Source organism: Neorhizobium sp. NPDC001467, from assembly GCF_050275975.1.
Classification (GTDB): domain Bacteria; phylum Pseudomonadota; class Alphaproteobacteria; order Rhizobiales; family Rhizobiaceae; genus Neorhizobium.
Map to the genome: position 1 here is coordinate 211898 of NZ_JBNNPS010000004.1, position 25894 is coordinate 237791.

Below are 25894 nucleotides of genomic sequence, written 5' to 3' on the forward strand. Positions count from 1 at the left end.
CATGGCTAGAGCAGCTACCCTGAAGACCAGCGCCAAGAGCGCTCCTGCCGCTGCCGGCAAGGTCACCCAGGTTATCGGCGCCGTCGTCGACGTCTCGTTCGAAGGCGCACTTCCGCCGATCCTGAACGCACTTGAAACCGAAAACAACGGCAACCGCCTCGTTCTCGAAGTCGCTCAGCATCTTGGCGAAAACTCGGTCCGCACGATCGCCATGGACTCGACCGAAGGTCTGGTTCGCGGTCAGCCTGTCTCCGACACCGGTGCGCCGATCTCGGTTCCGGTCGGCGACCATACGCTGGGCCGTATCATGAACGTCATCGGCGAGCCGGTTGACGAAGCCGGTCCGCTGGACCGCACCCATCTTCGCGCCATCCACCAGGATGCCCCGGCCTATGTCGATCAGGCTACCGAAGGCCAGATCCTCGTCACCGGCATCAAGGTCGTCGACCTTCTCGCTCCTTACGCAAAGGGCGGCAAGATCGGCCTGTTCGGCGGCGCCGGCGTCGGCAAGACGGTTCTCATCATGGAACTGATCAACAACGTCGCCAAGGCGCATGGCGGTTATTCGGTCTTCGCCGGCGTGGGTGAACGGACCCGCGAAGGTAACGACCTTTACCACGAAATGATCGAATCGGGTGTCAACAAGCACGGTGGTGGCGAAGGCTCCAAGGCCGCTCTCGTTTACGGCCAGATGAACGAACCGCCGGGCGCACGCGCGCGCGTCGCGCTGACCGGTCTGACCATCGCTGAAGACTTCCGCGACAAGGGCCAGGACGTTCTGTTCTTCGTCGATAACATCTTCCGCTTCACGCAGGCCGGCTCGGAAGTGTCCGCTCTGCTCGGCCGTATTCCTTCGGCCGTTGGTTACCAGCCGACGCTCGCAACCGACATGGGCCAGATGCAGGAACGCATCACCACGACCACGACCGGTTCGATCACCTCGGTTCAGGCCATTTACGTCCCCGCCGACGACTTGACCGACCCGGCACCGGCAACCTCGTTCGCCCACCTGGACGCAACGACGGTTCTGTCTCGCTCGATCGCCGAAAAGGGTATCTACCCGGCCGTTGACCCGCTCGACTCGACCTCGCGCATGCTCGACCCGATGATCGTCGGCGAAGAGCATTACGAAGTCGCCCGTAAGGTTCAGACGACGCTGCAGCGCTACAAGTCGCTTCAGGACATCATCGCGATCCTCGGCATGGACGAACTGTCGGAAGAAGACAAGCTGACGGTTGCCCGCGCCCGCAAGATCGAGCGTTTCCTCTCGCAGCCGTTCTTCGTTGCAGAAGTCTTCACCGGTTCGCCGGGCAAGCTGGTTGCGCTCGAAGACACGATCAAGGGCTTCAAGGGCCTCGTCAACGGCGAGTACGATCACCTGCCGGAAGCTGCCTTCTACATGGTCGGTTCGATGGAAGAAGCCATCGAAAAGGCCAAGAAGCTGCAGGCCGCTGCCTGATCCGATCGATGCCTCGACGGCGCGTTAAAGAAAACGCGCCGTCGGCTCTTGCCTGCAACATCATCTGAAAGTGGACCGTCATGGCCGACACCTTCAAATTTGAACTCGTATCGCCCGAGCGTCTTCTCGTCTCCGAACAGGCGAGCGAAGTCGTCATTCCGGCGACGCTCGGCGAGATGACGGTGCTGGTCAATCACGCCCCGACGATGACCACCATCAGACCCGGCGTCGTGACCGTCAAGCTCGCGTCCGGCCAGACGGAAAAATACGTCGTCTTCGGCGGTTTTGCCGACATCCTGCCGACCGGTTGCACGCTGCTGGCGGAATCGGCAGTCGTCGCCACCGCACTGACGCGCGAAACCCTTCAGAAGCGTATCGAGCATGCGCAGAAGGAAATCGACAATGCCGACAGCGACGAGCACAAGACCAAGCTCGAACAGTTCCTTTCCGAACTGACGCATCTCAACCACACCGTGATTGCTGCCTGAACAAGGCGCAAGCGACGGGTGAACAGGCGGCTTCGGCCGCCTTTTTCATGCACGGTTGGTCGCGGAAGAGGGTGGGATAGACCCGGAGTTGGTGATGCCGGCGGCCTCGTATGGTGCAGCAACACGCCACCCGCCGCCAAGCGTCAGCCGGGAGCATGTCCCGGACCCGGCCTATGGGCGAGCAGCGGCTGTTGAATTGCGGGCCCGAAACCGCTAGCGCTTGTCGCAAAGGGGTTGCCATGATCGACAAGCTGGAATTTTTCATCGCACTCGCGCGCGAACAGCATTTCGGGCGCGCTGCCGAGGAATGCGGGATTTCCCAGCCGACGCTGTCGGCGGCGATCCGGCACCTGGAGGAAAGCCTCGGCGTGGGCCTGGTGGTACGCGGGTCGCGTTTCCAAGGACTGACCCCCGAAGGGCAGCGCGTGCTGGAATGGGCGCGCCGCATCGTCGGCGATACGCGCACCATGCGAGAAGAGATGCGCGCCGCGCGTAAAGGCCTTGCCGGTCATATCCGCCTGGCCGCCATTCCAACCGCGCTTGCGATGGTGCCCAAGCTGACCGAACCGTTTCAGGCCAAGCATCCCGAAGTGACCTTTTCCGTCGTCTCGCGCACCTCGCTTCAGGTCTTGAGCCAGTTGGAAAATTTCGAGATCGATGCCGGCCTGACCTATCTCGACAACGAGCCGCTTGGGCGCGTCACCAGTGTGCCGCTCTATGCGGAACACTACACGCTTGTCACGGCGGAGGGCACGCCGCTTTCCGATCGCAAACAGGTGACATGGAAAGACATGGCGGGGCTGAAGCTCTGCCTGCTCACCCCGGACAACCAGAACCGTCGCATCGTCAACCAGCATCTGGCCGATGCCGGCGTGAATGTCCGCACAATGCTGGAATCGAATTCCATGGTCGTCCTGCTCGCACATGTCGGCACGGGCCACTGGGCCAGCATCATGCCGCGGAACGTGGCGCTGACATTCGGTTTTTCTGCCCGTGTCCGCACCATCCCGATCGTCGAGCCGGCGGCAAGCCATAGGGTGGGCCTGGTCGCGACGCATCGCGAACCCTATACCCCGCTCGTCTCCGCGCTACTCCACGAAGCCCGGAACCTCGGCGCCATCGATCCGGATTGATAGAAATGTTCTATCGCGTCATGTGAAGGAGTTATTGACGGCTGCAGCCCCCTGCTGCGACAATTGCCGCGTGCAGGCGGAGGAGGATGCCTATCTGCTGCGGCAATAGACGTCGCGCTGGCATGACGGCAAGTCGGTTGGGAGGCTGACGCATGGATATGCATCTTGCATCGGCCGAGAGGGCTGCGCGTTTCCGTGATATCGTGAAAGCGCATACACATCTCGAAGGGCCTCTGCTACCCATCCTGCACGCGATCCAGGCGGAGTTCGGTTATGTGCCGGATGAAGCGAAGCTGGTCATTGCTGCCGAACTCAATCTGTCGCGGGCCGAAGTGCATGGGGTCGTGACTTTCTACCATGACTTTCGCAATCATCCAGCCGGCCGGCATGTGCTGAAACTCTGTCGTGCCGAGGCTTGCCAGGCCATGGGCGGTGACCGCGTCGCTGAGAGCGCGAGGCAGATGCTCGGCATCGATTTCCACCAGACCACGCCCGACGGCAGGGTGACGCTGGAGCCGGTCTACTGTCTGGGGCTGTGTGCCTGCGCGCCCGCAGCCATGCTGGGCGACAGGGTGTACGGGCGGGTGGATAATCACCGTCTGGCCGACCTCCTTGAGGAGGCCTGCAGATGACGGTGAGAATTTTTGTGCCGCAGGATGCGGCGGCATTGGCGCTCGGCGCCGAAGACGTGGCCGCCGCAATCGCTGCCGAGATCGCCGACCGCGGTCTTGACGCCCGGATCGTGCGCACCGGGTCGCGCGGATTGTTCTGGCTGGAACCGTTGGTCGAGGTGGATACCGGGCTTGGCCGCACCGCCTATGGACCGGTTGCGGTCTCGGACGTGACATCGCTCTTCGACAGCGGCTTAGTTTCCGGCCATGGCCATGCGCTCTGTCTGGGTCTGACGGAGGATATTCCCTTCCTTCGCCAGCAGACCCGCCTGACCTTTGCCCGTTGCGGCATCATCGATCCGCTCTCGCTCGACGACTATCGCGCTCATGGCGGATGGAGCGGGCTGGAAAAGGCACTCGCCATGCGGCCCGCCGAAATCGTCGCACAGGTGACCGATAGCGGTCTGCGCGGACGGGGCGGGGCCGGCTTTCCGACGGGCATCAAGTGGAAAACGACGATGGAAGCCGCCGGGCCGCAGAAATACATTGTCTGCAATGCTGACGAGGGCGACAGCGGAACCTTCGCCGACCGGATGATCATGGAGGGCGATCCCTTCGTTCTGATCGAGGGCATGGCGATCGCGGGCGTCGCGACAGGCGCGACCCGAGGCTATATCTATATCCGTTCGGAATATCCGCATGCGATCGACAGCATGACCCGGGCGATCGCAATCGCCCTGAGGGCCGGCATTCTAGGTGCAGACGTGCTGGGTTCGAAGCATGCCTTCGAGATCGAGGTTCGCAGCGGCGCAGGTGCCTATGTCTGCGGCGAGGAAACATCGCTGCTGAACTCGCTCGAAGGCAAGCGCGGCGTGGTTCGCGCCAAGCCGCCGCTTCCGGCCTTGCAGGGGTTCTTGGGGCGACCGACGGTGGTCAATAACGTCATCTCGCTGGCGTCCGTACCCGTCATCATGGCTAAGGGAGCCGCTTTCTTCCGGGATTTCGGCATGGGGCGCTCGCGTGGCACGATCCCGATCCAGCTTGCCGGCAATGTGAGGCATGGCGGCCTGTTCGAGACCACCTTCGGCCTGACGCTTGGCGAGATCGTCGATCAGATCGGCGGCGGTACGGCAAGTGGCCGCCCCGTCAAGGCGGTGCAGGTGGGTGGCCCGCTCGGCGCCTATTTCCCGCGCGCCCTTCTCGATACGCCTTTCGACTACGAAGCCTTCGCAGCAAAAGGCGGGCTCATCGGCCATGCCGGCATCACCGTTTTCGATGATACCGCCGATCTCCTGAAGCAGGCGCGTTTCGCCATGGAATTCTGCGCCATCGAAAGCTGCGGCAAGTGTACGCCCTGCCGGATCGGTTCCACCCGCGGCGTCGAGACGCTCGACAGGATCAGGGCAGGCATAGAGCCGGAAAAGAACCGGGCGCTGATTTCGGATCTCTGCAACACGATGAAATACGGCTCGCTTTGCGCGCTTGGCGGCTTCACGCCCTATCCGGTGATGAGCGCGATGACCCATTTTCCCGAGGATTTTTCACCAGCACGGATCGTGGAGGCGGCGGAATGACGGAGACCAAGAGCAAGGGGCCGGCAAGCTATTTTCCTTCGATCGAGAAGACCTATGGGAAGCCGATCGCGTACTGGACGGATCTGATCCGGCAGCAATCCGGCAAGAAGCATATGGAAATCGTCGGATGGTTGAAGGCCGAGCACGGCCTCGGGCATGGGCATGCCAATGCGCTCGTGGCGCATACGCTGGCCGAGGGAAACAGGCGCTGAGGAGATCCGCCATGTCGCTTGTGCATGAAATCGACTATGGTACTCCCGCCTCGCGGGGTCAAAATCCGGTCACGCTGACAATCGACGGCCGTGCGATCACGGTGCCGGAAGGCACATCGATCATGCGCGCCTCGATGGAGGTCGGCATCCGGATTCCCAAACTCTGTGCAACCGACATGGTCGATGCCTTCGGCTCCTGCCGCCTCTGTCTGGTGGAGGTTGAGGGGCGAAACGGCACGCCGTCCTCCTGTACCACCCCGGTCGCACCGGCCATGGTCGTCCACACGCAAACGGCGCGGCTCAAGGATATCCGTCGCGGCGTGATGGAACTCTACATTTCCGATCACCCGCTCGACTGTCTTACCTGTGCCGCTAATGGGGACTGCGAGCTTCAGGACATGGCGGGCGCGGTCGGCCTGCGCGATGTCCGTTACGGCTACGGGGGAAGCAACCACGTGCGGGCGCGCGACGAGGGCACGCCCAACGCCCGATGGATGCTGAAGGACGAATCAAATCCGTATTTCACCTATGACCCGTCGAAATGCATCGTCTGTTCCCGCTGCGTGCGTGCTTGCGAGGAGGTGCAGGGCACGTTCGCGCTGACGATCGAGGGGCGGGGTTTCGAGAGCCGCGTTTCGCCGGGCGCGCATGAGCCATTTCTGGAATCCGAATGCGTCTCGTGCGGCGCCTGCGTGCAGGCCTGTCCGACCGGAACGCTGACGGAAAAATCGGTGATAGCGATCGGCCAGCCGGAGCATGCTACCGTCACCACCTGCGCCTATTGTGGTGTCGGCTGTTCGTTCAAAGCGGAAATGCGCGGCGAGGAACTGGTGCGCATGGTGCCGTTCAAGGACGGCCAGGCGAACCGCGGCCATTCCTGCGTCAAAGGCCGGTTTGCCTATGGCTATGCCACGCACCGGGACCGCATTCTCAACCCGATGATCCGCGAGAGAATTTCCGATCCTTGGCGGGAGGTGACATGGGAAGACGCTTTTTCGTACGTTGCCTCGCAATTCCGGCAGATCCAGTACCAGTATGGTCGCGAGGCGATCGGCGGTATCACCTCGTCACGCTGCACCAACGAGGAAACCTTTCTTGTGCAGAAACTGATCCGTGCCGGTTTCCGCAACAATAATGTCGATACCTGCGCGCGTGTCTGCCATTCGCCGACCGGTTACGGTCTGGGTCAGGCCTTCGGCACGTCGGCTGGCACGCAGAATTTCGACAGTGTCGAGCATACGGATGTGGTGATCGTCATCGGCGCCAACCCGACGGATGGGCACCCTGTGTTCGGGTCACGGCTGAAGAAACGGTTGCGGCAGGGCGCCAAACTGATCGTTATCGATCCGCGCCGCATCGACCTCGTCCGCACCCCGCATGTCGAGGCGGCCTATCACCTGCCGGTGAAGCCCGGCACCAATGTCGCACTCCTGACGGCACTGGCGCATGTCATCGTCACCGAGGGCCTGTTTGCCGAAAGTTTCATCCGCGAGCGGTGTGACTGGTCCGAATTTCAGGATTGGGCGGGCTTCGTTGCGGATGACGCCCGCAGCCCGGAGGCCACCGAGATTTTCACCGGCGTTGCTGCGGATCTGGTGCGCGGCGCTGCCCGGCTGTTTGCCACCGGCGGCAATGGCGCGATCTATTACGGCCTCGGCGTCACCGAACACAGCCAGGGTTCGACAACGGTAATGGCAATCGCCAACCTTGCCATGGCGACAGGCAATATCGGCCGTCCCGGAGTGGGCGTAAACCCGTTGCGCGGCCAGAACAACGTGCAGGGATCCTGCGACATGGGTTCGTTTCCGCACGAATTGCCGGGCTATCGCCATATCTCCGACGATGCCACGCGCGACATCTTTGAAAAGCTCTGGGGCGTGACGCTCAGCAAGGAGCCGGGCCTGCGCATTCCCAACATGCTGGACGCTGCGGTCGAAGGATCCTTCAAGGGTCTTTATATCCAGGGCGAGGATATCCTGCAGTCCGATCCGGACACAAAGCATGTGTCGGCCGGGCTGGCCGCGATGGAATGTGTCGTGGTGCACGACCTGTTCCTGAATGAAACGGCCAATTACGCCCATGTCTTCCTTCCCGGCTCCACCTTCCTTGAAAAGGACGGCACGTTTACCAATGCGGAGCGGCGCATCAACCGGGTGCGCAAGGTGATGACGCCGAAGAACGGTTATGCCGATTGGGAAGTCACCCAGAAACTGGCGCAGGCCATGGGGCTGGAATGGTCCTATACGCATCCATCCCAGATCATGGACGAGATTGCCGCAACGACACCGAGCTTTGCGCTCGTCTCCTACGATTACCTCGAAAGGATGGGTTCGGTTCAGTGGCCGTGCAACGAAAAATTCCCGCAAGGCTCGCCGGTGATGCATGTCGACGGATTCGTGCGCGGCAAGGGCAAGTTCATCCGCACGGAATACGTCGCGACCGACGAGCGCACCGGACCGCGCTTTCCGCTGCTGCTGACCACCGGCCGCATTCTTTCCCAGTACAATGTCGGCGCCCAGACCCGGCGAACGGAAAATATCGTCTGGCATGCAGAGGACCGGCTGGAAATCCATCCGCATGATGCCGAGCAACGCGGCATCAAGGATGGCGACTTCGTCAAGCTGGCCAGCCGTTCCGGCGATACGACATTGCGGGCCCTGATCACCGATCGCGTGGCGCCGGGCGTGGTCTACACGACCTTCCATCACCCGGACACGCAGGCCAATGTCATCACGACCGATTTTTCCGACTGGGCGACCAATTGCCCGGAATACAAGGTGACGGCGGTGCAGGTGTCGCCCTCCAACGGTCCAAGCGAATGGCAGTCGGATTATGAAGAACAAGCCCGCCGCTCCCGTCGGATCGCTACGAGGATGGAGGCGGCCGAATGAATGCAGGCGAGGGTTCAGCGCAAGCAGGGACGATCGCTGCGCGGCCAGTTGCGCGCCAAGCGGCGATGACTATTTTGGTGGGCATCAGAAATGCGGAGACCAACGGCCGTGAAAGGCGGTTTCCGGCGCAAAGGATGCCCTGCATGTCGATAACCGAACTCGCCCCGAAGATCCGGATTGCAACGACGGCCGAGGCGCCGCAGACGATCCGCCGTGACGGCGTGGTGCGAGCGGCTGTCCGATCCGTTCCCGAGGAAGTGCCGATCGCGTTTTCCTATGGCGGTTCCAGCCATGCGGTCATGATGGGCACGCCGGATGATCTGGAAGATTTCGCCACCGGATTCAGCCTGACGGAAGGCATCATCACCTCACCTGACGAAATCGAAACGATCGAGATCCTTCAGGAGGGGGATGGTCTCGACGTTCAGGTAACGCTGGGCGAAGACAAGGAAGACGCCCTTCGCGCCCGTCGCCGCCATATGGCCGGGCCGGTCGGGTGCGGCCTTTGCGGTATCGAATCCATCGAACAGGCGATGCGGCCGGTGCCGGACGTCTCCACGGTTAAGGTGGTCCTGTCGCCGTCGCAGATCGCAACGGCCAGCGCGGCACTCAATCAGGCGCAACCGCTGCACGCGCAAACGCGCGCGGTCCATGGCGCCGGCTTTTTCATTCCGGGCGAGGGCCTGGTCGCGGTGCGGGAAGATGTCGGCCGGCACAATGCGCTCGACAAGCTTTCAGGCGCCGTGCTGCGGTCGGGCCGGCGGGGCAGTGATGGCGTGGTTGTGGTGACCAGCCGTATTTCGGTTGAGATGGTACAGAAGACCGCCATTCTCGGCGCCCCGGTTCTCATCGCCATCTCCGCCCCGACCGCTTTGGCAATCCGCACCGCCGAGGCCGCCGGCATGACCCTGATTGCCCTTTCGCGCGGCGAGGATTTCGAGGTCTTCACTCATCCCGAACGTGTCGGATTCGAAGCGGAACCAGATGTCTGACGATCGCCATGGGAACGAAAAAACGCCGGAAAAGCTGATTCGCATGGCTAATCAGATCGGAATCTTCTTCATGTCCCAGCCCAAAAATACCCAAATCGAGGGGGTGGCGCAACATATCAACAGATTTTGGGCGCCGCGCATGCGCCGGCAGCTTTTTAATCATATCGAGAACGGTGGAGACGGTTTATTGGCAGTCGTCAAGGACGCGTCTGCGCTGATCCGTCGCACGGGGTGCGACGATGAGGCGCCCGATCATTCCCAGTCGCCGGGGGACACCGCATGAAATCATGCGGCCGGCATGGAAAGCAGCGGTCGCGTCCGTGACCGAAACATCATTCCCAGAGGGAGGAAGTGCGCATGGCAGTTGCAACTTCTGCAGACGGCACGTCCGCAGGCAATGCCGGTCTTCTCGACCGCGAACGCATTATCGCAAAACCCGGTTTCAATCGCTGGCTGGTACCGCCGGCAGCCTTGGCCATTCATCTTTGCATCGGCATGGCTTACGGCTTCAGCGTGTTCTGGCTGCCGCTGTCGCGCGCCATTGCTGGCACACCTGACGCCGCATGCGCCAGCATGAACCTCGTCACCGCCCTGTTCACTACGGAGTGCAACTGGCGCGTTTCGGATCTCGGCTGGATCTACACCCTGTTCTTCGTCCTGCTTGGCTGCTCGGCAGCCATCTGGGGCGGCTGGCTCGAAAAGGTCGGTCCGCGCAGGGCAGGCTTCGTATCGGCCCTGTGCTGGTGCGGTGGTATTCTCGTGGCTGCTCTTGGCGTCATGACCCACCAGCTGTGGCTGATGTGGGTGGGTGCCGGCGTCATCGGCGGTATCGGCCTTGGCCTCGGCTACATCTCGCCCGTCTCCACGCTCATCAAGTGGTTCCCGGACCGCCGCGGCATGGCAACCGGCATGGCCATCATGGGCTTTGGTGGCGGCGCCATGATCGGCGCACCGCTCGCCAACCTGCTGATGAACTATTTCAAGACCGATGTTTCGGTCGGCGTCTGGCAGACATTCGTCGCCATGGCTCTGATCTACTTCGTCTTCATGATGGCAGGCACCTTCGGTTACCGCATCCCGCCGGCCGGGTGGCGCCCGGAAGGCTGGACGCCTCCGGCTTCCAAGTCGACGATGATCACCAGCAAGCACGTCCACCTGCGCGATGCGCACAAGACGCCGCAGTTCTGGCTGATCTGGGCCGTGCTTTGCCTGAACGTGTCTGCCGGTATCGGCGTCATCGGCATGGCTTCGCCGATGCTGCAGGAAATCTTCGCCGGTTCGCTGATCGGCCTTCCCGACCTGACCTTCTCGCAGCTCGACATGGCGCAGAAGACGCAGATCGCAGCAATCGCCGCCGGTTTCACCGGCCTGATCTCGCTGTTCAATATCGGCGGCCGTTTCGTCTGGGCGTCGCTGTCGGACAAGCTGGGCCGCAAGAACACCTATTACACGTTCTTCATCCTCGGCATCATCCTCTACACGCTGGCTCCGACCTTTGCCGACATGGGCAACAAGGCGCTGTTCGTGCTGGCCTTCGGCATCATCCTGTCGATGTATGGCGGCGGCTTTGCCACCGTTCCGGCCTATCTGGCCGACATCTTCGGCACGCAGTTCGTCGGCGCCATCCACGGCCGTCTGCTGACCGCATGGGCAACCGCCGGCATCCTTGGCCCGGTCGTCGTCAACTATATCCGCGAAGCGCAGATCAGCGCCGGCGTGGCACCGGGTCCGGAACTTTACACCGGCACGATGTATATCCTGGCCGGCATGCTGGCTCTGGGGCTCGTCGCGAACTTCCTGGTTCGCCCGCTGGGTGACAAGTGGTTCATGTCGGACGAGGAAGTTGCCTCGCTCCAGGCCAAGACCGCTGCTGCCAGCACGGGTCCGACCGGTTCCTTCGGCATCGGCACAGGTGGTCTCGACGCCAAGGCCGCGCTTGCCTGGGCGGCTGTCGGCATCCCGCTTCTGTGGGGTGTCTGGGTGACGGTGAAGAGCAGCCTTGCGCTGTTCGGCTGAACGATCTGAGATGACATAAAAAAGGGCAGCTTCGGCTGCCCTTTTCGTTTGTGTTATGCGATCCCAATGCGATCCCAATGCGGTCTTAGAACTAGAAATCTTCCCAGCCGTCGGCCGCCACAGCCACAGCCTGTCCGCCGCGTACGTGATGGACAGCCGGACGATGCGCGGCGCTACGTGGCGCGGATGAAGAAGTTTCGTGGCGCGGCGCGGTGCTTTTCGGCAGCGTCTTCCCGATCCGGAACTGCTGAAGCAGAAGGCGCAGATTGTCTGCCTCCGACGACAGCGAATGGCTGGCGGCGGTCGTTTCCTCCACCATGGCGGCATTCTTCTGCGTTGCCTGATCCATGATGTTGACGGCCTGATTGATCTCCTTGAGGCTAGCCGACTGTTCGCGCGAAGCCTCGACGATGGCCGCAACATTGGTATGGATGGCGGCCACCTGATCGACGATCTCACCCAGCGCCGATCCGGTCTGGCCGACCAGATGCACGCCGTTGGAGACGTAACTGCTGGAGGCATTGATCAGGGTCTTGATCTCCTTGGCGGCGGTGGCGGAGCGCTGGGCCAGTTCGCGCACTTCCTGCGCGACGACGGCAAAGCCCTTGCCGGCTTCACCCGCGCGTGCCGCCTCCACGCCGGCATTGAGCGCCAAAAGGTTCGTCTGGAAAGCAATCTCGTCGATGACGCTGATGATACTGGTGATCTCGCCGGAAGACTTGGCGATCTGGTCCATCGCCGCGATCGCGTCCCGCACGATCTGCCCCGACTGCTCGGCATGTCCCTTTGTCAACGTCACCAGACGCCCGGCCTCGTCGGCCCGGTGGCTGGAATCGGCAACCGTGATGGTGATTTCCTCAAGCGCCGCTGCCGTCTGCTCCAGAGAGGCGGCCTGCTGTTCCGTGCGGCGCGCAAGGTCGTCGGATGCAACGGCAATCTCGCCAGAGGAGGCCGCGATCCCGACAGCATTTTCGGCAACCGTCTGCATGGCGGCGCGCAGCTTGGCGACAACCTCGTTGAAATCGCGGCGGGTCGCTTCCATGCTTGGCACGAAAGTCATGTCGAGACGCTGCTCGAGATCGCCATCGGCCAGCGCTTTCAGGCCGTTGCCGAGGCTGGAGATGGCGCTCATGCGTGGGGTCACGTCGGTTGCAAACTTGACGACCTTGTAGACCTCGCCCTTGAGGTTGCGGATCGGGTTGTAGGCCGCCTGGATCCAGATTTCCTTGCCGCCCTTGCCGAAGCGGACGAATTCGTCGGCGATGAAGTCTCCTGCCGCAAGCCTTTGCCAGAAGACGGCATAGGCGGGAGAGGCGGCATAGGCAGGATCGCAGAACATGCGGTGGTGCCGGCCCTGGATCTCGGCCAGGGCGTAGCCCAGACCTTGGCAGAAATTGTCATTGGCGTTCAGAATTTCGCCCTGCGGCGTAAATTCGATCACGGCCTGGGAGTGAGAGATCGCCAAAAGTTTGGCGGCGTCCTCGGTGGCTTTCGCTTTGGCGGCGGTAATATCGGAAGCGATCTTCACGACCTTGATCGGTTTGCCCCCGCTGAGGACCGGGTTATAGGAGGCCTGGATCCAGATTTCTTCGCCGGTCTTGGTCAAGCGCTTGTATTCGCCGGCATCGAAACGGCCGGCACCGAGATTGCTCCAAAACTGCCGGTATTCGGCACTGGCCGCATAGTCCGGATCGCAGAACAGGCGATGATGCTGGCCCTTGATCTCTTCCAGCCGATATCCGAGCGCCCGGCAGAAATTCTCGTTCGCGTAGAGAATGTTGCCACGCAGATCGAACTCGATAATGGCCTGCGATCTGGACAATGCGTCGACGACCTGCTGCGCGCCCGACGTTCCGAAACCAAACATTCTTCGCTCCCCAAGGATATGCGTCCTCGTCGGTCCGGCTGGCGCCCAGTCGAATATTACCGGCGATTCATTTCGGGGTTATTTTAGACATTTAAAACTTAATAATAAATTGAAGCAATATGAATGCAAATCATCATAACTTGGCAAAGAAAAATCCCGCGTCGGGCGAAGTCATGACATGCAAACGGTCATCGTACCGATACGATGACCGTTTCCATTCTGACAAAAGCTGAAATCAGGCCGCGAGATCCTCTGCTTCTGTACCCTTGAACATCTTGGCAAGATTCAGGAAGCAGATCATCCCGTGCTCGTTGGCGATAACGCCTTCGGAAAACGACTTGTCAAAGGAAGCCGATACTTCCGGGACCGGCTGGACCTGGCTGGCGGAAATCGTCAGGATGTCGGAGACCCGGTCGACCAGCATGCCGATGACCATATTGTGCACCTCGGCAACGACGATGGCACTGCGTTCATTGGCGACCGTGCTCTTCATGCCAAGCTTGTAGGCGAGGTCGATGATCGGAATGACGGAGCCGCGCAGGTTCATGACGCCAATGACGTCGGCTGGCGCGTGCGGGATCGGCGTGGACGGCGCCCAGCCACGAATTTCGCGAATGGTCGTCGTCTTGACGCAGAATTCCTGATCATGAAGACGGAAAGCGATAATTTCCAGGTTCTCATCGCCATAGCTGACGGAATTGATCATCGTAGCCACTAAACTTTTACCCCATTGCCCCTGCCGGAGGACCGTCGATGCGCCTGTGAACGGGCGCGACCCTGCCGAAAACGTGTCGCCGATGGCACGGGATGTGCTGTCGATCGAATTGGGGTTACTTTAGTGGAAGAGTATTTCTTAAATCTAAACCGGTGACCGAAGTCGGCACGTAATCAGCCGCTTAGCCTTGATCTCCGCCGGAGACGTGCAGCTGTCAATATTCCTTTTCGTAGAACACCCCGGCCGAGCCGCCATCGCCGCCGGCACCAGCCTTCAGCTTCACGCCGCGGCCGACATCGAGATTGATCACGGCCCGTGCGCCGGCCGTGCCGCCCTGTTCGATCTGCAGATAGGTGCGATCGTTCAAATATCTGCCGACGGACACGGTCGTCTGGCCGGTGCTGTCGGTGTTGATGTCGAGATCGTCGACACCAAGATTGGCGCGCAGGGTTTCAAGAAGGGAGTTCGACCCGCCGCCCGCGAGCTGGCTGACGGCATCGGCCAGCTGCGCGATCTGAAGCGGCGACAGTTTCGACATCGACTGTCCGAAGACCAGCCGGGCGAGAACTTCGTCCTGCGGCAGGGCGGGGGAGGAGGAGAAGCTGATGTCGGGATCGTTGGCGACGCCCGTGACATTCACCGTAATCGTCGTCTGCTGCGAGGTGGTCGTCGCTTCCATGTCGAGCACGGGGATAAGACCTCCGCCGAAGGTGATCTTTCCCTCGGTAAAGTCCAGACGCTTGGTCAAAATGATGATGCGACCGCGGCGCATTTCAAACCCGCCGGCCACATTCGGCGCTGCCGAGGTGCCGGTGACGGTCAGTTCGCCGCCAAGCTCGGCATCGATGCCGCGGCCGCGCACGAAAATGCCGGTCGGCGCGCTAATAACGAGGTCGAGGCCAAGGGCGGATGTCGTGCCCTTGCCGCCCTTGGGCTGGATCGCGGCCATCTGGCGGCGGACGTCAGCCGGCGCGTTCTTCTGCCGGATATTGATTTGCGCAAGCGACGAGGGAAGCTTGGCCGGTACCGTGATCGAGGTTTTCGACAGGTTCAGGCGACCGCCAAGCACGGCGTTGGACAGAAGCGGGCCGGTTACAGTCAGCTGGCCATCGGCGGTTGCCGAGAGAAGCTGGCCATCGACATAGGTCGCTTTTGCAAGCGTCACCGTCAGGTCGGCGGGCAGGCCGGCTGCGGGGTTGATACCGATTGTGCCGCGTGCTGAGACGGTGCCACCGGTCGACAGGCTTGCCGTTGCGGAGGAGATCGTTGCCTGGTCCCGGTTGAAATCGATGCTCGCGTTAAGGTTTTCGAGCGCAAGGTTGCGGCGAACGTCGATTAGCCGTGAACCGGACGTTCTAGCGGAACCGGTGATCAGCGGTGCGGCGACGGTTCCGCCGACTGTAACGTCGATCGTGCCTTTGCCTTCAAGCACGAAACCCTGACCGGAGAGCTGCGCACCGAGCAGAGCAAAGGGCACACCGCCATTGATCTTGAGGTTCAGGGCACGGTCGCCGGCAAGGCCGACGGAGCCGCTGCCCGAAATTGCCAGGCCGGACTGACCGGAAAGACGGGTATCGACCGTGACGGTGTTGTTCTCAAAACGGCCGTTGGCGGTGATGCGGAACGGGGCAAGGCCGGCGGCGCGGGTCTGTTTTAACGCCGCGTCGTCCCAGGCAAGGTCGAACCTGACGCCGGGGGCGGCGGCGCTGCTGAGGGCGGTAACCTTGCCGGTAATCCGCCCGCCGGCTTCGAGATCGGGCAAGAAACCATTGGCAAGGCTTGCCGGCAGGGCCTTGATATCAGCGTTCACGTCGAGCACCGGACCCGCATTGCCGCCCAGAACCACGCGACCGCCGGCAACCAGCGACATGCCCTGCGGACCCGTCAGGCGTGTCTCGCCCAGTGTCAGCGTGTTGTTTTCGAACGTGCCCGCCGCTTTCAGATTCATGCCGGAAATGCCGGCCGCGCCCTGGCGGCGGATTTCCGCATTGCTCCACTGAAGATCGTAGCGGATCGCGGGAGCGGCTATCGTGCCGCCCGCCGCCACGGTACCGGTGACCTGCCCGCCCGCCTCGACGCCCGGCACGAAGCTTTGGGCAAGGCTCGCGGGCAGCGATGCGATATTCGCCGTGACGTCGATTGCACGTTCGCCGGCAAGACTGACGGAACCGTTGGCGTCCAGCGCAAGGCCGGAAGGGCCGGAGAGCCGGCCATTTTCCAGACGGAACGTGCCGTTCTCGAACGTGCCGCTGGCCGCAAGCTGCAGAGCATTGAGCCCGGCGGCGCGGGTCTGACGAACGGCAAGGTCCGCCCAGCGCAGATCGTAACGGATGGCCGGCGCTTCTGCCGTGCCGGTCGATGCGATCTTTCCCGACAGCATGCCGCCGGCATCAAGGCCGGGAACGAAGCCGTTTGCAAGATTGGCCGGCAGGGCGGCGATATCGGCATTGATGTCCAGCTGCGGGCCAGTACCGCCTTGCTGCGCATTACCAAGGATGACCCGGCCGCTAGCAGAGGCAGCAAGGCCGCCGGAGCCGGTTAAGCGGGTTTCCTCAAGCGTCGCCGTCGCGTTTTCGAAATGGCCCTTGGCCCTCATCTGAAGGCCGGTAACGCCCGCCTGACGGATCTGGCGTGTTCCGATCTCCGTCGTGGCTAGGTCGTAACGCACAGTCGGCGCATCGATCGTTCCCGAAGCAACGACCGAGCCGCTGATCGTGCCACTGGCTTCGAGATCGGGACGAAAGAGATTGGCAAGCGCGAGCGGCACGGAAGCCAGATCGGCCGCCATATCGAGCTTGCGCTCGCCCGACAGCGCGGCATTGCCGCGTGCAGTAAGTGACAGGTTCTCCGGCCCGTTCAAACTGGCCGTTTCGAGCGTCAGAACCTGGTTTTCCATGCGCCCGGCGACATGCGCCGCAAGGCCGGTCAGTGCGGTGTTTCCCGCACCGAGGGCAAGGCCGGAACCGCTGACATCGAAAACGGCATTTGGAGCCGATAGCGTGCCGCTGGCTTCGATCCGGCCGGAAAGGGAGCCGCTGGCGTTCAAGCCGGGACGAAAGGCATTGGCGAGCCTGGCCGGTAGCGCCGAGATCGTGGCATTCGCTGAAAACGGACGTTCACCCGCAGGATCGAGCCAGCCCGTCGCAGAAAGGTCGACGCCTTGCCCTGTCATCGATAGCCGGTTGAGCGTCACGCGGTTGTTTTCCAAACGTCCCTGCGTCGCGACCTGGAGCGGGCCGATATCGGCTGCCCGCGTCTGGCGAAGGGCGGCGTCGCGAAGGGTAAGGTCGAACGTAGCAGTGGGCGCGGCCAACGTGCCCCTGGCGGCGAGCCTGCCGGTCAGAAGACCCGCGGCATCGAGGTCGGGAACGAAGGCATTCGCGAGTGCTGCAGGAATGTCGGCCAGCTCGCCGTTGAGGTCGATGGGCCGATCCTCGCCCAAACCGATGGAGCCGCGAGCCGAAAGACCGAGCCGACCAGGACCGGCAATCCGGCCATCCGCAATCGTCAGCGTATTGTTCTCGAAACGTCCCGCGGTCTCGACGGTCAGACCGGAAAGACCTGCCCTTCGGGTCTCTGCGGTTTGCGCATCATGCCAGTGGATGTTGAAATCGGCGGTCGGCGCCGACATGACGCCCTTGACGCTGGCGGAACCGGAAATCGTGCCTGACGCGTCGAGGCCGGGGCGAAAACCGTCGGCGATCCTGGCGGGCAGTGACCCGACATCGACAGTGACATCCAGACCGGGGCCGTTTTCTACGAGACTGAGCGTACCATCCGCCGCAAGCGACAGGCCATCCGGGTTTGTGATGCGGGTCGTGCCGAAAGTGACCACATTGTTCTCGAAACGACCATCCGCCTCGATCAGCAGCGGCGCAATCCCCGCGGCCCTGGTCTGGCGCAGTTGCGCATCGCTCCATTGCAGATCGTAGCGAACGACCGGCGCGGCAGCGGTGCCGGTCGCCTCGATCTTGCCGCTAATGGCACCCGCGGCATCGATCTCGGGAACGAAGGCATTGGCAAGCGTGGCCGGAAGGGTCGTGACATCGGCGGTGAGGTTGAGCGCATTGCCCGCCTCGCCGTCCAGAGTTACCCGGCCGTTGCCCGCCTGAAGGGTCAGTTGCGAAAAGGCGGCGCGGCCATCCGCCCACAGGATGCGGGAGGGACGGGCGAGCGCCACGTCTATGCTGCGCGGTCTTGCCGTGAAATGATCGATGGCGATGGCCGTGCCGCGGTCACCGGAGGTCACGGCGGCGGCTGCCGATAGCGGTGCGTTATCGAGCAGGGCCTTAAGGTCGAACAGCGTCGCCTCATCATTCCTGCGGATTTGGAGGGTCACGTCGGTGAGCGCCTGTGTGCCGATGCCGATACCGGCTGCCCTGATCGTGCCATCTGCCGACAGAGAACGGAGATCCGGCATCGCGAGGTCGATCGAAGGCGTGGTGACGGTGAGGCCGCCGCGCGCCAAAATGTTTCCGTTGGCCTTGACGGAGAGCGACGGCCTGTCCTGCGCATTGACGAAATTAAGCGTGCCGCGCAGATCGCCGCGCGCCTGCTGGCCCGCGAAGGAAGCGAGCAGGGCGATTTCGGGGAAGTCGAAGTCGAGATCGCCCTGCGGCAGGAACTGTTCGGAAAAATCGAGCGCGCCGGTCAGCTTGTTGGCGCCAACGCTCAGCTCAAGGTTCGACGCCGACAATCGGTTGCTGACATAGGCGACGTCCGAAGCCGCATTGACCTGCTTGCCGTCGATGCGGGTGGTCAGGCCGATACGACCCCGTGGGGCGGCCAGATCCGCGGTGCCGTCCAGGTTGATGCTCAAGGCCTCGATCATGCGGCCGGAAAGGCGGGCCTCCGCCGAGTTCACGACGCCCTTCACGGTCATGGCCTCAAGAGGACCGCTTGCGGAAATGTCGTAGCCGGCAGCGCCCTTGGCGTCTGGGCGGAACTTGCCCAGATCGGGCAGGCGACCGGCCAGTCGCGCGTTTACGGTCTGGTTTTCGACGACCGCATTGCCATGCCCTTCGACCGTGCCCGAGCGGATCGTCAGGTTTTCGAGCGCCATGCGGCCGCCGATGACGGCGTTGACATAGGCCTCGACGCCGATTGCTTCGGAGAACTTGCCGGCAACGGCAGGAGGCAGCACGGCCGGATTGGCGGTCATGCGGATATTGCCCGTCACCGCCTGTTTCGACAGATCATAGGCGCCGCTGATCGTGCCGTTGAGATTGACGCTTTCGAGCGTTGCCGCATCAAGGCCGATCGCCGGCAATGCCAGACGGATCGGAGCATCGAGCGTGAATGGTGCGCGGATCACGCGGTCGAGGTCGGCATTGACGAAGGCGGAACGGCCGATGGTCAGCCGGCTGCGAACGCTGCCAGCGCGCTCGACAAGATCGAGATCCTCGCTCTCGGCCTGCAGCCGGACCTGTTCGAAGCGTCCCTGCGGCAGTTCCGCCGAACGGATCGCCGCCGTCGCATTGAAACGGGCCGAAGTGGCAGCGCCGGTCAGGGTGAAATTGACGTTATCGACGGAAAGACGCGCCTGCTGACCGCGCTGCAGGGGCCAGTTGACGGCGACCGGGCCATTGGCGCCCGCGATACTTGCGGTCAGGCTGTTGTCGCCCTTCTGATCAAGCGCGCCGGATGCCGATACCTTGACCGCACCGGTGCTGATATTGCCCTTCTCGATATCGATGCGTTCGTCCGTGCCGAAGCGGGTGGCGATATCTATGGCGGTGATGCCGGAGAAAAACGGCCGAAGTGCCGGCGGCAGCATTTCCTGCAACTGGCCGCCACCGGTCAATTGCAGGCGATGACGTCCGTTGTCGGTCAGCGTGTGCTTGCCGTTGACGCTGATGACCGGGGCACCGTCGACCTTGCCGTCCAGATCGCCGGTCCAGTTGGACAGCGGGCCGCTGCCATCGAGCGTCATGGCCACGGACGGGTTGCCCGGCAGTCTCAAAAGTCGCGCGATCAGCCCGCCCTGCGGCTCTGCGACCGAGGCCTGCAGCTTCAATTCGTTCTGCGCGGGCGCATAGACGATATCGGCCTGCGCCATCGCATCGGGCAGATCCTGCCGGTGCGCGGCGAAATTCAGGCCGACGCGCTCGGATGTCGCATCGACGGCTCCACTGGCGGCGAGAGAAAAGTCGCGGCCGGCCAGGGCTTCGGCCAAACGGATGTCAGGCAGTTCGAAACGGTCGATCTTGAGCTCGACAGGGAGCGAAAATCCGCTGCCGCCACTCGTCGTGTCAGCGGCTGTTTCGCTTTCGGCCGGTGCCCGCGTCAGGGATACGGACTGGATCGAAATCTTTTCGGCGTGAAAGGTCGCGGTCAGAAGCGCAAGCGGCGACCAGTCGACGGCAATGTCTCTGATTTCGCCGAACGTGCCCTGACGATCGGAGAGCGACACGCCCTCGATCCGCAGTCGGCCGGTGAGGACGCCCTTCAGACGGGAGATCCGGATCGTCTGGTCTGGTGTCGAGATGAGCGAGGAAAGCGTGTCGGCGGCCATGCGTCCGCCAGCTGGGACAAGCCCGACGAACAGGATGACGGCAATGGCCAGGACGAGCAGGATCGCGACGACACCGGCAACGGCGCGCATGATCCACTTCATCAGGCGAAACAAGACTGTCATCGGACGCGATCAGACCTTTCGAACTTGCCATTCGGCTCGCTGCATTCTTTTAGAACGACTGCCCTATGCCTGCATAGATGCCGTATGAACTGCCGCCTTCATATCGATCGAGCGGCAGGGCGAAATCAATGCGCAGCGGCCCGAACGGCGTGCCGTATCGAAGGCCGATACCGGCACCCATCCGAATATCGGAAAAATCGGGCACGATTTCGGTGGCCACTGTACCGACATCCAAAAACGGCACAATTCCGATCGTGTCAGTAATTTTTATCCGCGCTTCCAACGAGGTTAACAGGTAGGAGCGGCCGCCAAGCGCATCGCCGTTGTCGTTATAGGGCGAGATTTCGCGATAGGAATATCCGCGGACCGACCCGCCGCCGCCTGCATAAAAGCGCCGTGTCGCCGGAATGCTTGCCAAACCGTCGGCGCCGATCAGCGTTCCCGCCGCAAGCTTGCCGGCCAGAACGACGCGGTCTTCCTGGGCGAGCCCCAGATAACCGGAAATCGAACCTTCGAACGAGGAGAACACGCTTCCGTTCAGCGCCTCGTAACTCGGCTTGGCCAGGAGGGTGCCGAAATGGCCCTCCGTCGGATCCAGCTTGTTATCACGTGTGTCGCGTTCGTAGCCGATCGGCAGGCTGAAGGTCAGGTAGTCGTTGTTGCCATAGACGTCACGGGTCTGCGTGTAGGCGATTTCGCCGCCGCCGGTAAACGTGTCCTGATCCGTCAGTTCGTAGGTGAACTGGCCAAGCGCGGTGACGGATTCGGCGTCGTAGCTGTCATAATTTTCCGTCTTCGCTTCCAGGCTGGCATCGAAGGTGATCCGCGGCAGAAACATGCCCGGCTTCCTGAAGTAAACGCCCGCACGGTAGTTGAGGTCGGTGACATCGGTTCCCGCCGTGGACCCGAGACCCGAGACCTCGCCCTCGAAGCGCAGCGATTCCGCCTGGCCGAACAGGTTACGATGGCCCCAATAGCCGGACAGTCCGCCGCCATCCAGAGATGAATATTCGGCGCCGAAACCGAAATAGCGGAATTTTCCTTCCGACACTTCGATCGACAGCGGGATCGAGCCGTCGGGCGCCAGCATCTTGTCTTCCTGGATGGTGAGGCTGGAAAAGACGCTGAGTTCGCGCAGCCGGTCCGCGGCCTTCTTCATCTGATCCGGCGAATACTGCTGGCCCTGATCAAGACGGGAATAGCGCCGGATGAAATCGGGATCGACGGCGCGTGCGCCTTTGACCGCAACGTTTCCGAAGGGCGCCACCGGCCCGCCACGCGCTTCAAGGGTGACGTCCACCTTGTTTGTGGCATGGTCGGCAACGACTTCGCGCCGCGTCAGCGCCGCGAGCGGCCGGCCCTCGTTCTTGAGGTCATGGACGATCGTTTCGCCGGCCTTGATGATGAGGCGTGATCCCGCCTTGCCGTCCGGCACGAGATCGTATTCTTTCGGATCCCGGCCGGCTGCATCGCCGAGCATGGTGATCCGCCCCAACGTGAAGACCGGACCCGGCTCGACGGATACCGTCACCGGAACAGGGTTGCTGCGGTCGAAAGTCGGGTTCGGCGGTAGTCTGTCGAGATCCTGTCCGGCAATCGTGATGGTCACGATGCCGCCGTAGCGGGCCTCCTCGAACAGCACGGCCACCAGCCGGTCACGGTCCTCGCGGGCCTTGATGACGATGCCGAGGTCTCCGGAGACCGGATTTTCCTTGTCGGCGACCAGCGAGGCGGCATTCTCCAGGCGTTCCTCAAGGTCGCTATCGGCATTGCCGGCGTCGAAGGCAACATCGTAGCGAACCGGATCGATCACCTCGATCTTGTCGTCATCGCTTTCGAACAGGGTCAGACCAAAGATTTTCAGCGCATGCGCGCGGTCGATGAGAACGGGTGAGCCTGCCGCAGCCACTGCGAGCGCCACAATCGTTGCGCCTCTGGAAGCCAGGCGAAAAACCGATGCCGAACGAAGGCGCTTCTGCCGTGCTTCTATTTTCCCGCCCTCGCCGGTCGTCGCCGTTGTCTTTAATGCTAATTAATTCGCAAAATCAGGGTGAACATACGTCTTTTAATGAGCCAGGTCGAATCTTTCCGTGAGGTGACCCGGGCGTTAGGCAAGTGGTGTTGCCTCACGGTCGCGCAGCGTACCGTTGGTGCCGATCGGGCTGCGACGGTGCGGGCGATCGCGTAAAAGGCCCGGGGCCATCGGCGCCGGACCTTCGTTTGTATACGGATAGGGCGCGTGGCGTCAGTAGCCGCCGCGCGGGCAGCTGTCGATGTAACGGCGGCCGTAACGGTCGCGATAGTAGCACTGGCCGGGCTGTTCCGAGACGTTGCCGATCACGGCGCCGGCGACACCACCGATCGCGCCGCCCACGGCAGCGCCACGGACATTGCCGGTTGCCAGGCCGCCGATAACGGCGCCCGATGCAGCACCGATGCCGGCGCCGCGTTCGGTCTGCGTGCAGCCTGCCAGCGAAAGGCCGGCCAGAGCGAGGACCATCAGTTTTTTCATAACTCTCTCCACTTCGTTGAAGACGGCTGCAGGGAGTGATCTCGCCTCTCACCGCATCCCGCGAGCAGCATCGTCAACAGCAAGAATAGGATTCGGACGACATATGTCCAGCCCGCCGCCGCCTACCCTTTTCGGAAAGCCCGTTCACGAAAATGCAATCCATCAAAATTTGACATCGATCAGGACGGGGGCGTATGCCCGTTCGATCTCTTGACTAGAACAGTTCAAAAAAGTGGGCCATTTGCCGCAGTGTCCTCTATTAGGCATTGCTGGGGTTGACGGAAGAAAAGGCAGAACTCACAAAAGTGCAGTTTCTGGAGTGTGACATGGATTTCGAGGCATTTTTCAAGAACGAGCTGGATGGACTTCATCAGGAAGGCCGCTACCGCGTGTTCGCAGACCTTGAGCGCCAGCGCGGAAGTTTTCCACGCGCGACGCACCACACGCCTGATGGCACGAAGGATGTCACCGTCTGGTGTTCCAACGACTATCTCGGCATGGGCCAGCACCCCGCCGTCATTGCCGCGATGCATGAGGCCATCGATCACTGTGGCGCGGGTGCGGGAGGCACCCGGAATATTTCTGGCACCACCCACTATCACGTTCTTCTGGAGCGTGAGCTCGCAGATCTGCACGGCAAGGAAGCCGGCCTGATTTTCAATTCCGGCTACATGTCCAACTGGGCCGCCCTCGGCACGCTCGGTCAGAAGATCCCGGGCATGATCATCTTTTCCGATGCGCTCAACCATGCGTCCATGATCGAGGGTATCCGCCACGCCAAGTGCGAGCGCGTCATCTGGAAACATAACGATCTCGCCGATCTCGAAGCCAAGCTCGCCGCTGCCGATCCGGGCGCGCCCAAAATGATCGCATTTGAGAGCGTCTATTCCATGGATGGCGATATCGCGCCGATCAAGGAAATCTGCGATCTCGCCGACAAATACGGCGCCATGACCTATCTCGACGAAGTGCATGCGGTTGGGATGTACGGCCCGCGCGGCGGCGGCATTGCCGAGCGTGAGGGTCTGATGGACCGCGTCACCGTCATGGAAGGCACGCTCGGCAAGGCGTTTGGCGTGATGGGCGGTTATATCACGGCATCAACCGCGCTTTGCGATTTCGTCCGTTCCTTCGCATCCGGCTTCATCTTCACCACGGCACTGCCGCCGGCTTTGGCCGCCGGTGCGATCGCGTCCATCCGGCATCTCAAGGGCAGCCAGTTCGAGCGCGCCCGTCATCAGGAGCGCGTGCGCAAGCTGCGTTCGATGCTGGATGCCAAGGGCATTCCGCATATCACGAACCCCAGCCATATCGTGCCGGTCATGGTCGGCGATGCTGCCAAGTGCAAGTGGATCTCGGATCTGCTGATGGACAATTGCGGCATCTACGTGCAGCCGATCAACTACCCGACCGTGCCGCGCAAGACCGAGCGCTTGCGCATCACGCCCACGCCTTTGCATTCGGATGCCGATCTCGACCACCTGGTCGATTCGCTGCACCAGTTGTGGTCGCGTTGCGCGCTGGCCCGCCAAGTGGCGTGACCTCCGTCGCGAAGGATGACTGCGCAAGGCCCGGTCGCGTTCGAACCGGGCCTTTGTCGTTCCGAGCGTTCTGCTCAGCCGATATGCTGGGCCGCGAGACGGCGGGCCTCGGCATCGGCCGCAAATACATCATCCATGCTCGATGCCGGCGGCAGTGTCGCCAGATCGGTCATCACCTTTTCGGTGATCTCCGCCATTCTCAGAAATCCGGTGCGGCCCGCGATGAAGGCGTCAAGCGCCACTTCCTTGGCGCCGTTCAGCACGGCACCCTGCACGCCGCCGCGTGTCATGGCGAGCCTCGCCAGCCGTAGCGCGGGAAAGCGGGTCTCGTCGGGCGCCTCGAAGTCCAGCCGCGCTAACTTGGCGAAATCCAGCCGTTCGACGGCCAGGCTGGCGCGCTGCGGATATTGCAAGGCGTAACCGATGGCGGTGCGCATGTCCGGACAGCCGAGCTGCGCCAGAACCGAGCCATCGCTATATCCGACCATGGAATGGATGATCGATTGCGGATGCACGATCACTTCCACCTGTTCGGGTTTGAGGTCGAACAGGTGTTTCGCCTCGATCATCTCCAGCGCCTTGTTGAACATGGAGGCGCTGTCGATCGAGATTTTCAGCCCCATCGACCAGTTGGGGTGAGCGCGTGCGACCTCGGCCGTCACCCCGGCCATCTGTTCAAGGCTGTATGTACGGAACGGCCCGCCCGATGCGGTAATGATGACGCGCTCCAATGCGTGGCGCTGGTCTTCCTGAAGAACCTGAAAGATCGCATTGTGTTCGCTGTCGACGGGCAGCAGCGCGCCGCCGCCGCGTTTCACCGCATCAATGAACAGGTCGCCAGCCGAGACGAGGCATTCCTTGTTGGCGAGCGCGATATCGGCCCCGCGTCTTGCCGCTGCCAATGTGGGTGCAAGGCCGGCCGTGCCGACGATTGCCGCCATGACCAGGCCGGCATCCATCTGCGCCGCCTCGATCAGGCCGCTGCGACCGGCCGCCACCCGAATGCCGGTCCCCGCCAACGCATCCTTGAGGTCGCCGTAACGGCTTTCGTCCGCGGTCACGGCAAGCTTGGCATCGAAGGCGCGTGCCTGTTCGGCGAGAAGGCCGATATTGCCGCTGCCGGTCAGGGCCGCCACTTCGAAAGCCTCGCGTCCAAGATGTTTAACCACATCCAGCGTGCTGACGCCGATCGAGCCCGTGGAACCGAGAACGGTGATGGAACGCGAATGCTGCGTCGATGCCATGA

Annotated in this window: 17 protein-coding genes; 11 read left to right on the plus strand and 6 right to left on the minus strand. The window is 62.2% G+C overall.

Annotation, left to right across the window (positions count from 1 at the left end; all coding sequences use genetic code 11):
- Position 1 precedes the first annotated feature (1 nt).
- From atpD to ACQKKX_RS11385, 10 genes are all read left to right on the plus strand, one after another.
- A complete protein-coding gene (gene atpD / locus ACQKKX_RS11340) occupies positions 2-1459 on the plus strand; it encodes a F0F1 ATP synthase subunit beta (protein ID WP_427570794.1) in 1458 nt (485 codons plus the stop codon).
- 80 nt (positions 1460-1539) lie between these two features.
- Positions 1540-1947 (plus strand): F0F1 ATP synthase subunit epsilon, encoded by a 408-nt coding sequence (locus ACQKKX_RS11345; RefSeq protein WP_427570795.1) that lies wholly within the window; start codon positions 1540-1542, stop codon positions 1945-1947.
- A 239-nt stretch (positions 1948-2186) separates the two neighbouring features.
- Complete coding sequence (locus ACQKKX_RS11350; protein WP_427570796.1) at positions 2187-3080, plus strand: LysR family transcriptional regulator; 894 nt, start codon at positions 2187-2189, stop codon at positions 3078-3080.
- A gap of 158 nt (positions 3081-3238) precedes the next feature.
- Positions 3239-3712, plus strand: a complete 474-nt coding sequence (locus tag ACQKKX_RS11355; protein ID WP_427570900.1) for a formate dehydrogenase subunit gamma — start codon at positions 3239-3241, stop codon at positions 3710-3712.
- The gene (locus ACQKKX_RS11360) at positions 3709-5265 is read left to right on the plus strand and encodes a formate dehydrogenase beta subunit (RefSeq protein ID WP_427570797.1); all 1557 of its coding nucleotides are present in this window, start codon (positions 3709-3711) and stop codon (positions 5263-5265) included. The genes ACQKKX_RS11355 and ACQKKX_RS11360 overlap by 4 nt, the downstream gene beginning before the upstream one ends.
- Positions 5262-5477, plus strand: a complete 216-nt coding sequence (locus ACQKKX_RS11365; RefSeq protein ID WP_427570798.1) for a DUF4287 domain-containing protein — start codon at positions 5262-5264, stop codon at positions 5475-5477. The genes ACQKKX_RS11360 and ACQKKX_RS11365 overlap by 4 nt, the downstream gene beginning before the upstream one ends.
- 11 nt (positions 5478-5488) lie before the next feature.
- Entirely contained in the window at positions 5489-8368 is a 2880-nt protein-coding gene (gene fdhF / locus ACQKKX_RS11370; protein WP_427570799.1) for a formate dehydrogenase subunit alpha, read from the plus strand.
- Between the two features lie 170 nt (positions 8369-8538).
- Positions 8539-9360 carry a formate dehydrogenase accessory sulfurtransferase FdhD gene (gene fdhD, locus ACQKKX_RS11375; RefSeq protein WP_427570901.1) on the plus strand — a complete coding sequence of 274 codons (822 nt, stop codon included), beginning with the start codon at positions 8539-8541 and terminating at the stop codon, positions 9358-9360.
- Positions 9353-9643, plus strand: coding sequence for a formate dehydrogenase subunit delta (locus ACQKKX_RS11380; RefSeq protein ID WP_427570800.1), 291 nt, complete (start codon positions 9353-9355; stop codon positions 9641-9643). Before fdhD ends, ACQKKX_RS11380 begins: the two co-directional genes overlap by 8 nt.
- Positions 9644-9717: 74 nt before the next feature.
- Positions 9718-11376, plus strand: a complete 1659-nt coding sequence (locus ACQKKX_RS11385) for an OFA family MFS transporter (protein WP_427570801.1) — start codon at positions 9718-9720, stop codon at positions 11374-11376.
- 91 nt (positions 11377-11467) lie between these two features.
- Here ACQKKX_RS11385 and ACQKKX_RS11390 read toward each other — a convergent pair whose 3' ends face one another.
- The 5 genes from ACQKKX_RS11390 to ACQKKX_RS11410 form a co-directional block, all read right to left on the minus strand.
- Complete coding sequence (locus tag ACQKKX_RS11390) at positions 11468-13243, minus strand: methyl-accepting chemotaxis protein (RefSeq protein WP_427570802.1); 1776 nt, start codon at positions 13241-13243, stop codon at positions 11468-11470.
- Positions 13244-13478: 235 nt separating this feature from the next.
- Positions 13479-13949: a chemotaxis protein CheW gene (locus ACQKKX_RS11395; protein ID WP_427570902.1), complete on the minus strand. Its 471-nt coding sequence runs from the start codon at positions 13947-13949 to the stop codon at positions 13479-13481.
- 223 nt (positions 13950-14172) lie between these two features.
- Positions 14173-20595, minus strand: coding sequence for a translocation/assembly module TamB domain-containing protein (locus ACQKKX_RS11400; RefSeq protein ID WP_427570803.1), 6423 nt, complete (start codon positions 20593-20595; stop codon positions 14173-14175).
- A 49-nt stretch (positions 20596-20644) separates the two neighbouring features.
- The gene (locus ACQKKX_RS11405; RefSeq protein WP_427570903.1) at positions 20645-22540 is read right to left on the minus strand and encodes an autotransporter assembly complex protein TamA; all 1896 of its coding nucleotides are present in this window, start codon (positions 22538-22540) and stop codon (positions 20645-20647) included.
- 300 nt (positions 22541-22840) lie between these two features.
- A complete protein-coding gene (locus tag ACQKKX_RS11410; RefSeq protein WP_427570804.1) occupies positions 22841-23107 on the minus strand; it encodes a glycine zipper domain-containing protein in 267 nt (88 codons plus the stop codon).
- Between the two features lie 326 nt (positions 23108-23433).
- Between ACQKKX_RS11410 and hemA the strand changes: the two genes are divergently transcribed.
- The gene (gene hemA / locus ACQKKX_RS11415; protein WP_427570805.1) at positions 23434-24648 is read left to right on the plus strand and encodes a 5-aminolevulinate synthase; all 1215 of its coding nucleotides are present in this window, start codon (positions 23434-23436) and stop codon (positions 24646-24648) included.
- 74 nt (positions 24649-24722) lie between these two features.
- Here hemA and dxr read toward each other — a convergent pair whose 3' ends face one another.
- Positions 24723-25892 carry a 1-deoxy-D-xylulose-5-phosphate reductoisomerase gene (dxr, locus tag ACQKKX_RS11420; protein ID WP_427570806.1) on the minus strand — a complete coding sequence of 390 codons (1170 nt, stop codon included), beginning with the start codon at positions 25890-25892 and terminating at the stop codon, positions 24723-24725.
- Between the last annotated feature and the right edge of the window lie 2 nt (positions 25893-25894).

What these genes read in the sequence shown, in the direction of transcription:
- ACQKKX_RS11400 (WP_427570803.1), bottom strand. Translation starts at nt 20,595, where the DNA reads ATGACAGTCTTGTTTCGCCTGATGAAGTGGATCATGCGCGCCGTTGCC.
- ACQKKX_RS11355 (WP_427570900.1), top strand. Translation starts at nt 3,239, where the DNA reads ATGCATCTTGCATCGGCCGAGAGGGCTGCGCGTTTCCGTGATATCGTG.
- ACQKKX_RS11410 (WP_427570804.1), bottom strand. Translation starts at nt 23,107, where the DNA reads ATGAAAAAACTGATGGTCCTCGCTCTGGCCGGCCTTTCGCTGGCAGGC.
- ACQKKX_RS11395 (WP_427570902.1), bottom strand. Translation starts at nt 13,949, where the DNA reads ATGATCAATTCCGTCAGCTATGGCGATGAGAACCTGGAAATTATCGCT.
- ACQKKX_RS11380 (WP_427570800.1), top strand. Translation starts at nt 9,353, where the DNA reads ATGTCTGACGATCGCCATGGGAACGAAAAAACGCCGGAAAAGCTGATT.
- ACQKKX_RS11385 (WP_427570801.1), top strand. Translation starts at nt 9,718, where the DNA reads ATGGCAGTTGCAACTTCTGCAGACGGCACGTCCGCAGGCAATGCCGGT.
- hemA (WP_427570805.1), top strand. Translation starts at nt 23,434, where the DNA reads ATGGATTTCGAGGCATTTTTCAAGAACGAGCTGGATGGACTTCATCAG.
- ACQKKX_RS11345 (WP_427570795.1), top strand. Translation starts at nt 1,540, where the DNA reads ATGGCCGACACCTTCAAATTTGAACTCGTATCGCCCGAGCGTCTTCTC.
- ACQKKX_RS11365 (WP_427570798.1), top strand. Translation starts at nt 5,262, where the DNA reads ATGACGGAGACCAAGAGCAAGGGGCCGGCAAGCTATTTTCCTTCGATC.
- dxr (WP_427570806.1), bottom strand. Translation starts at nt 25,892, where the DNA reads ATGGCATCGACGCAGCATTCGCGTTCCATCACCGTTCTCGGTTCCACG.
- ACQKKX_RS11390 (WP_427570802.1), bottom strand. Translation starts at nt 13,243, where the DNA reads ATGTTTGGTTTCGGAACGTCGGGCGCGCAGCAGGTCGTCGACGCATTG.
- fdhF (WP_427570799.1), top strand. Translation starts at nt 5,489, where the DNA reads ATGTCGCTTGTGCATGAAATCGACTATGGTACTCCCGCCTCGCGGGGT.
- ACQKKX_RS11350 (WP_427570796.1), top strand. Translation starts at nt 2,187, where the DNA reads ATGATCGACAAGCTGGAATTTTTCATCGCACTCGCGCGCGAACAGCAT.
- ACQKKX_RS11360 (WP_427570797.1), top strand. Translation starts at nt 3,709, where the DNA reads ATGACGGTGAGAATTTTTGTGCCGCAGGATGCGGCGGCATTGGCGCTC.
- atpD (WP_427570794.1), top strand. Translation starts at nt 2, where the DNA reads ATGGCTAGAGCAGCTACCCTGAAGACCAGCGCCAAGAGCGCTCCTGCC.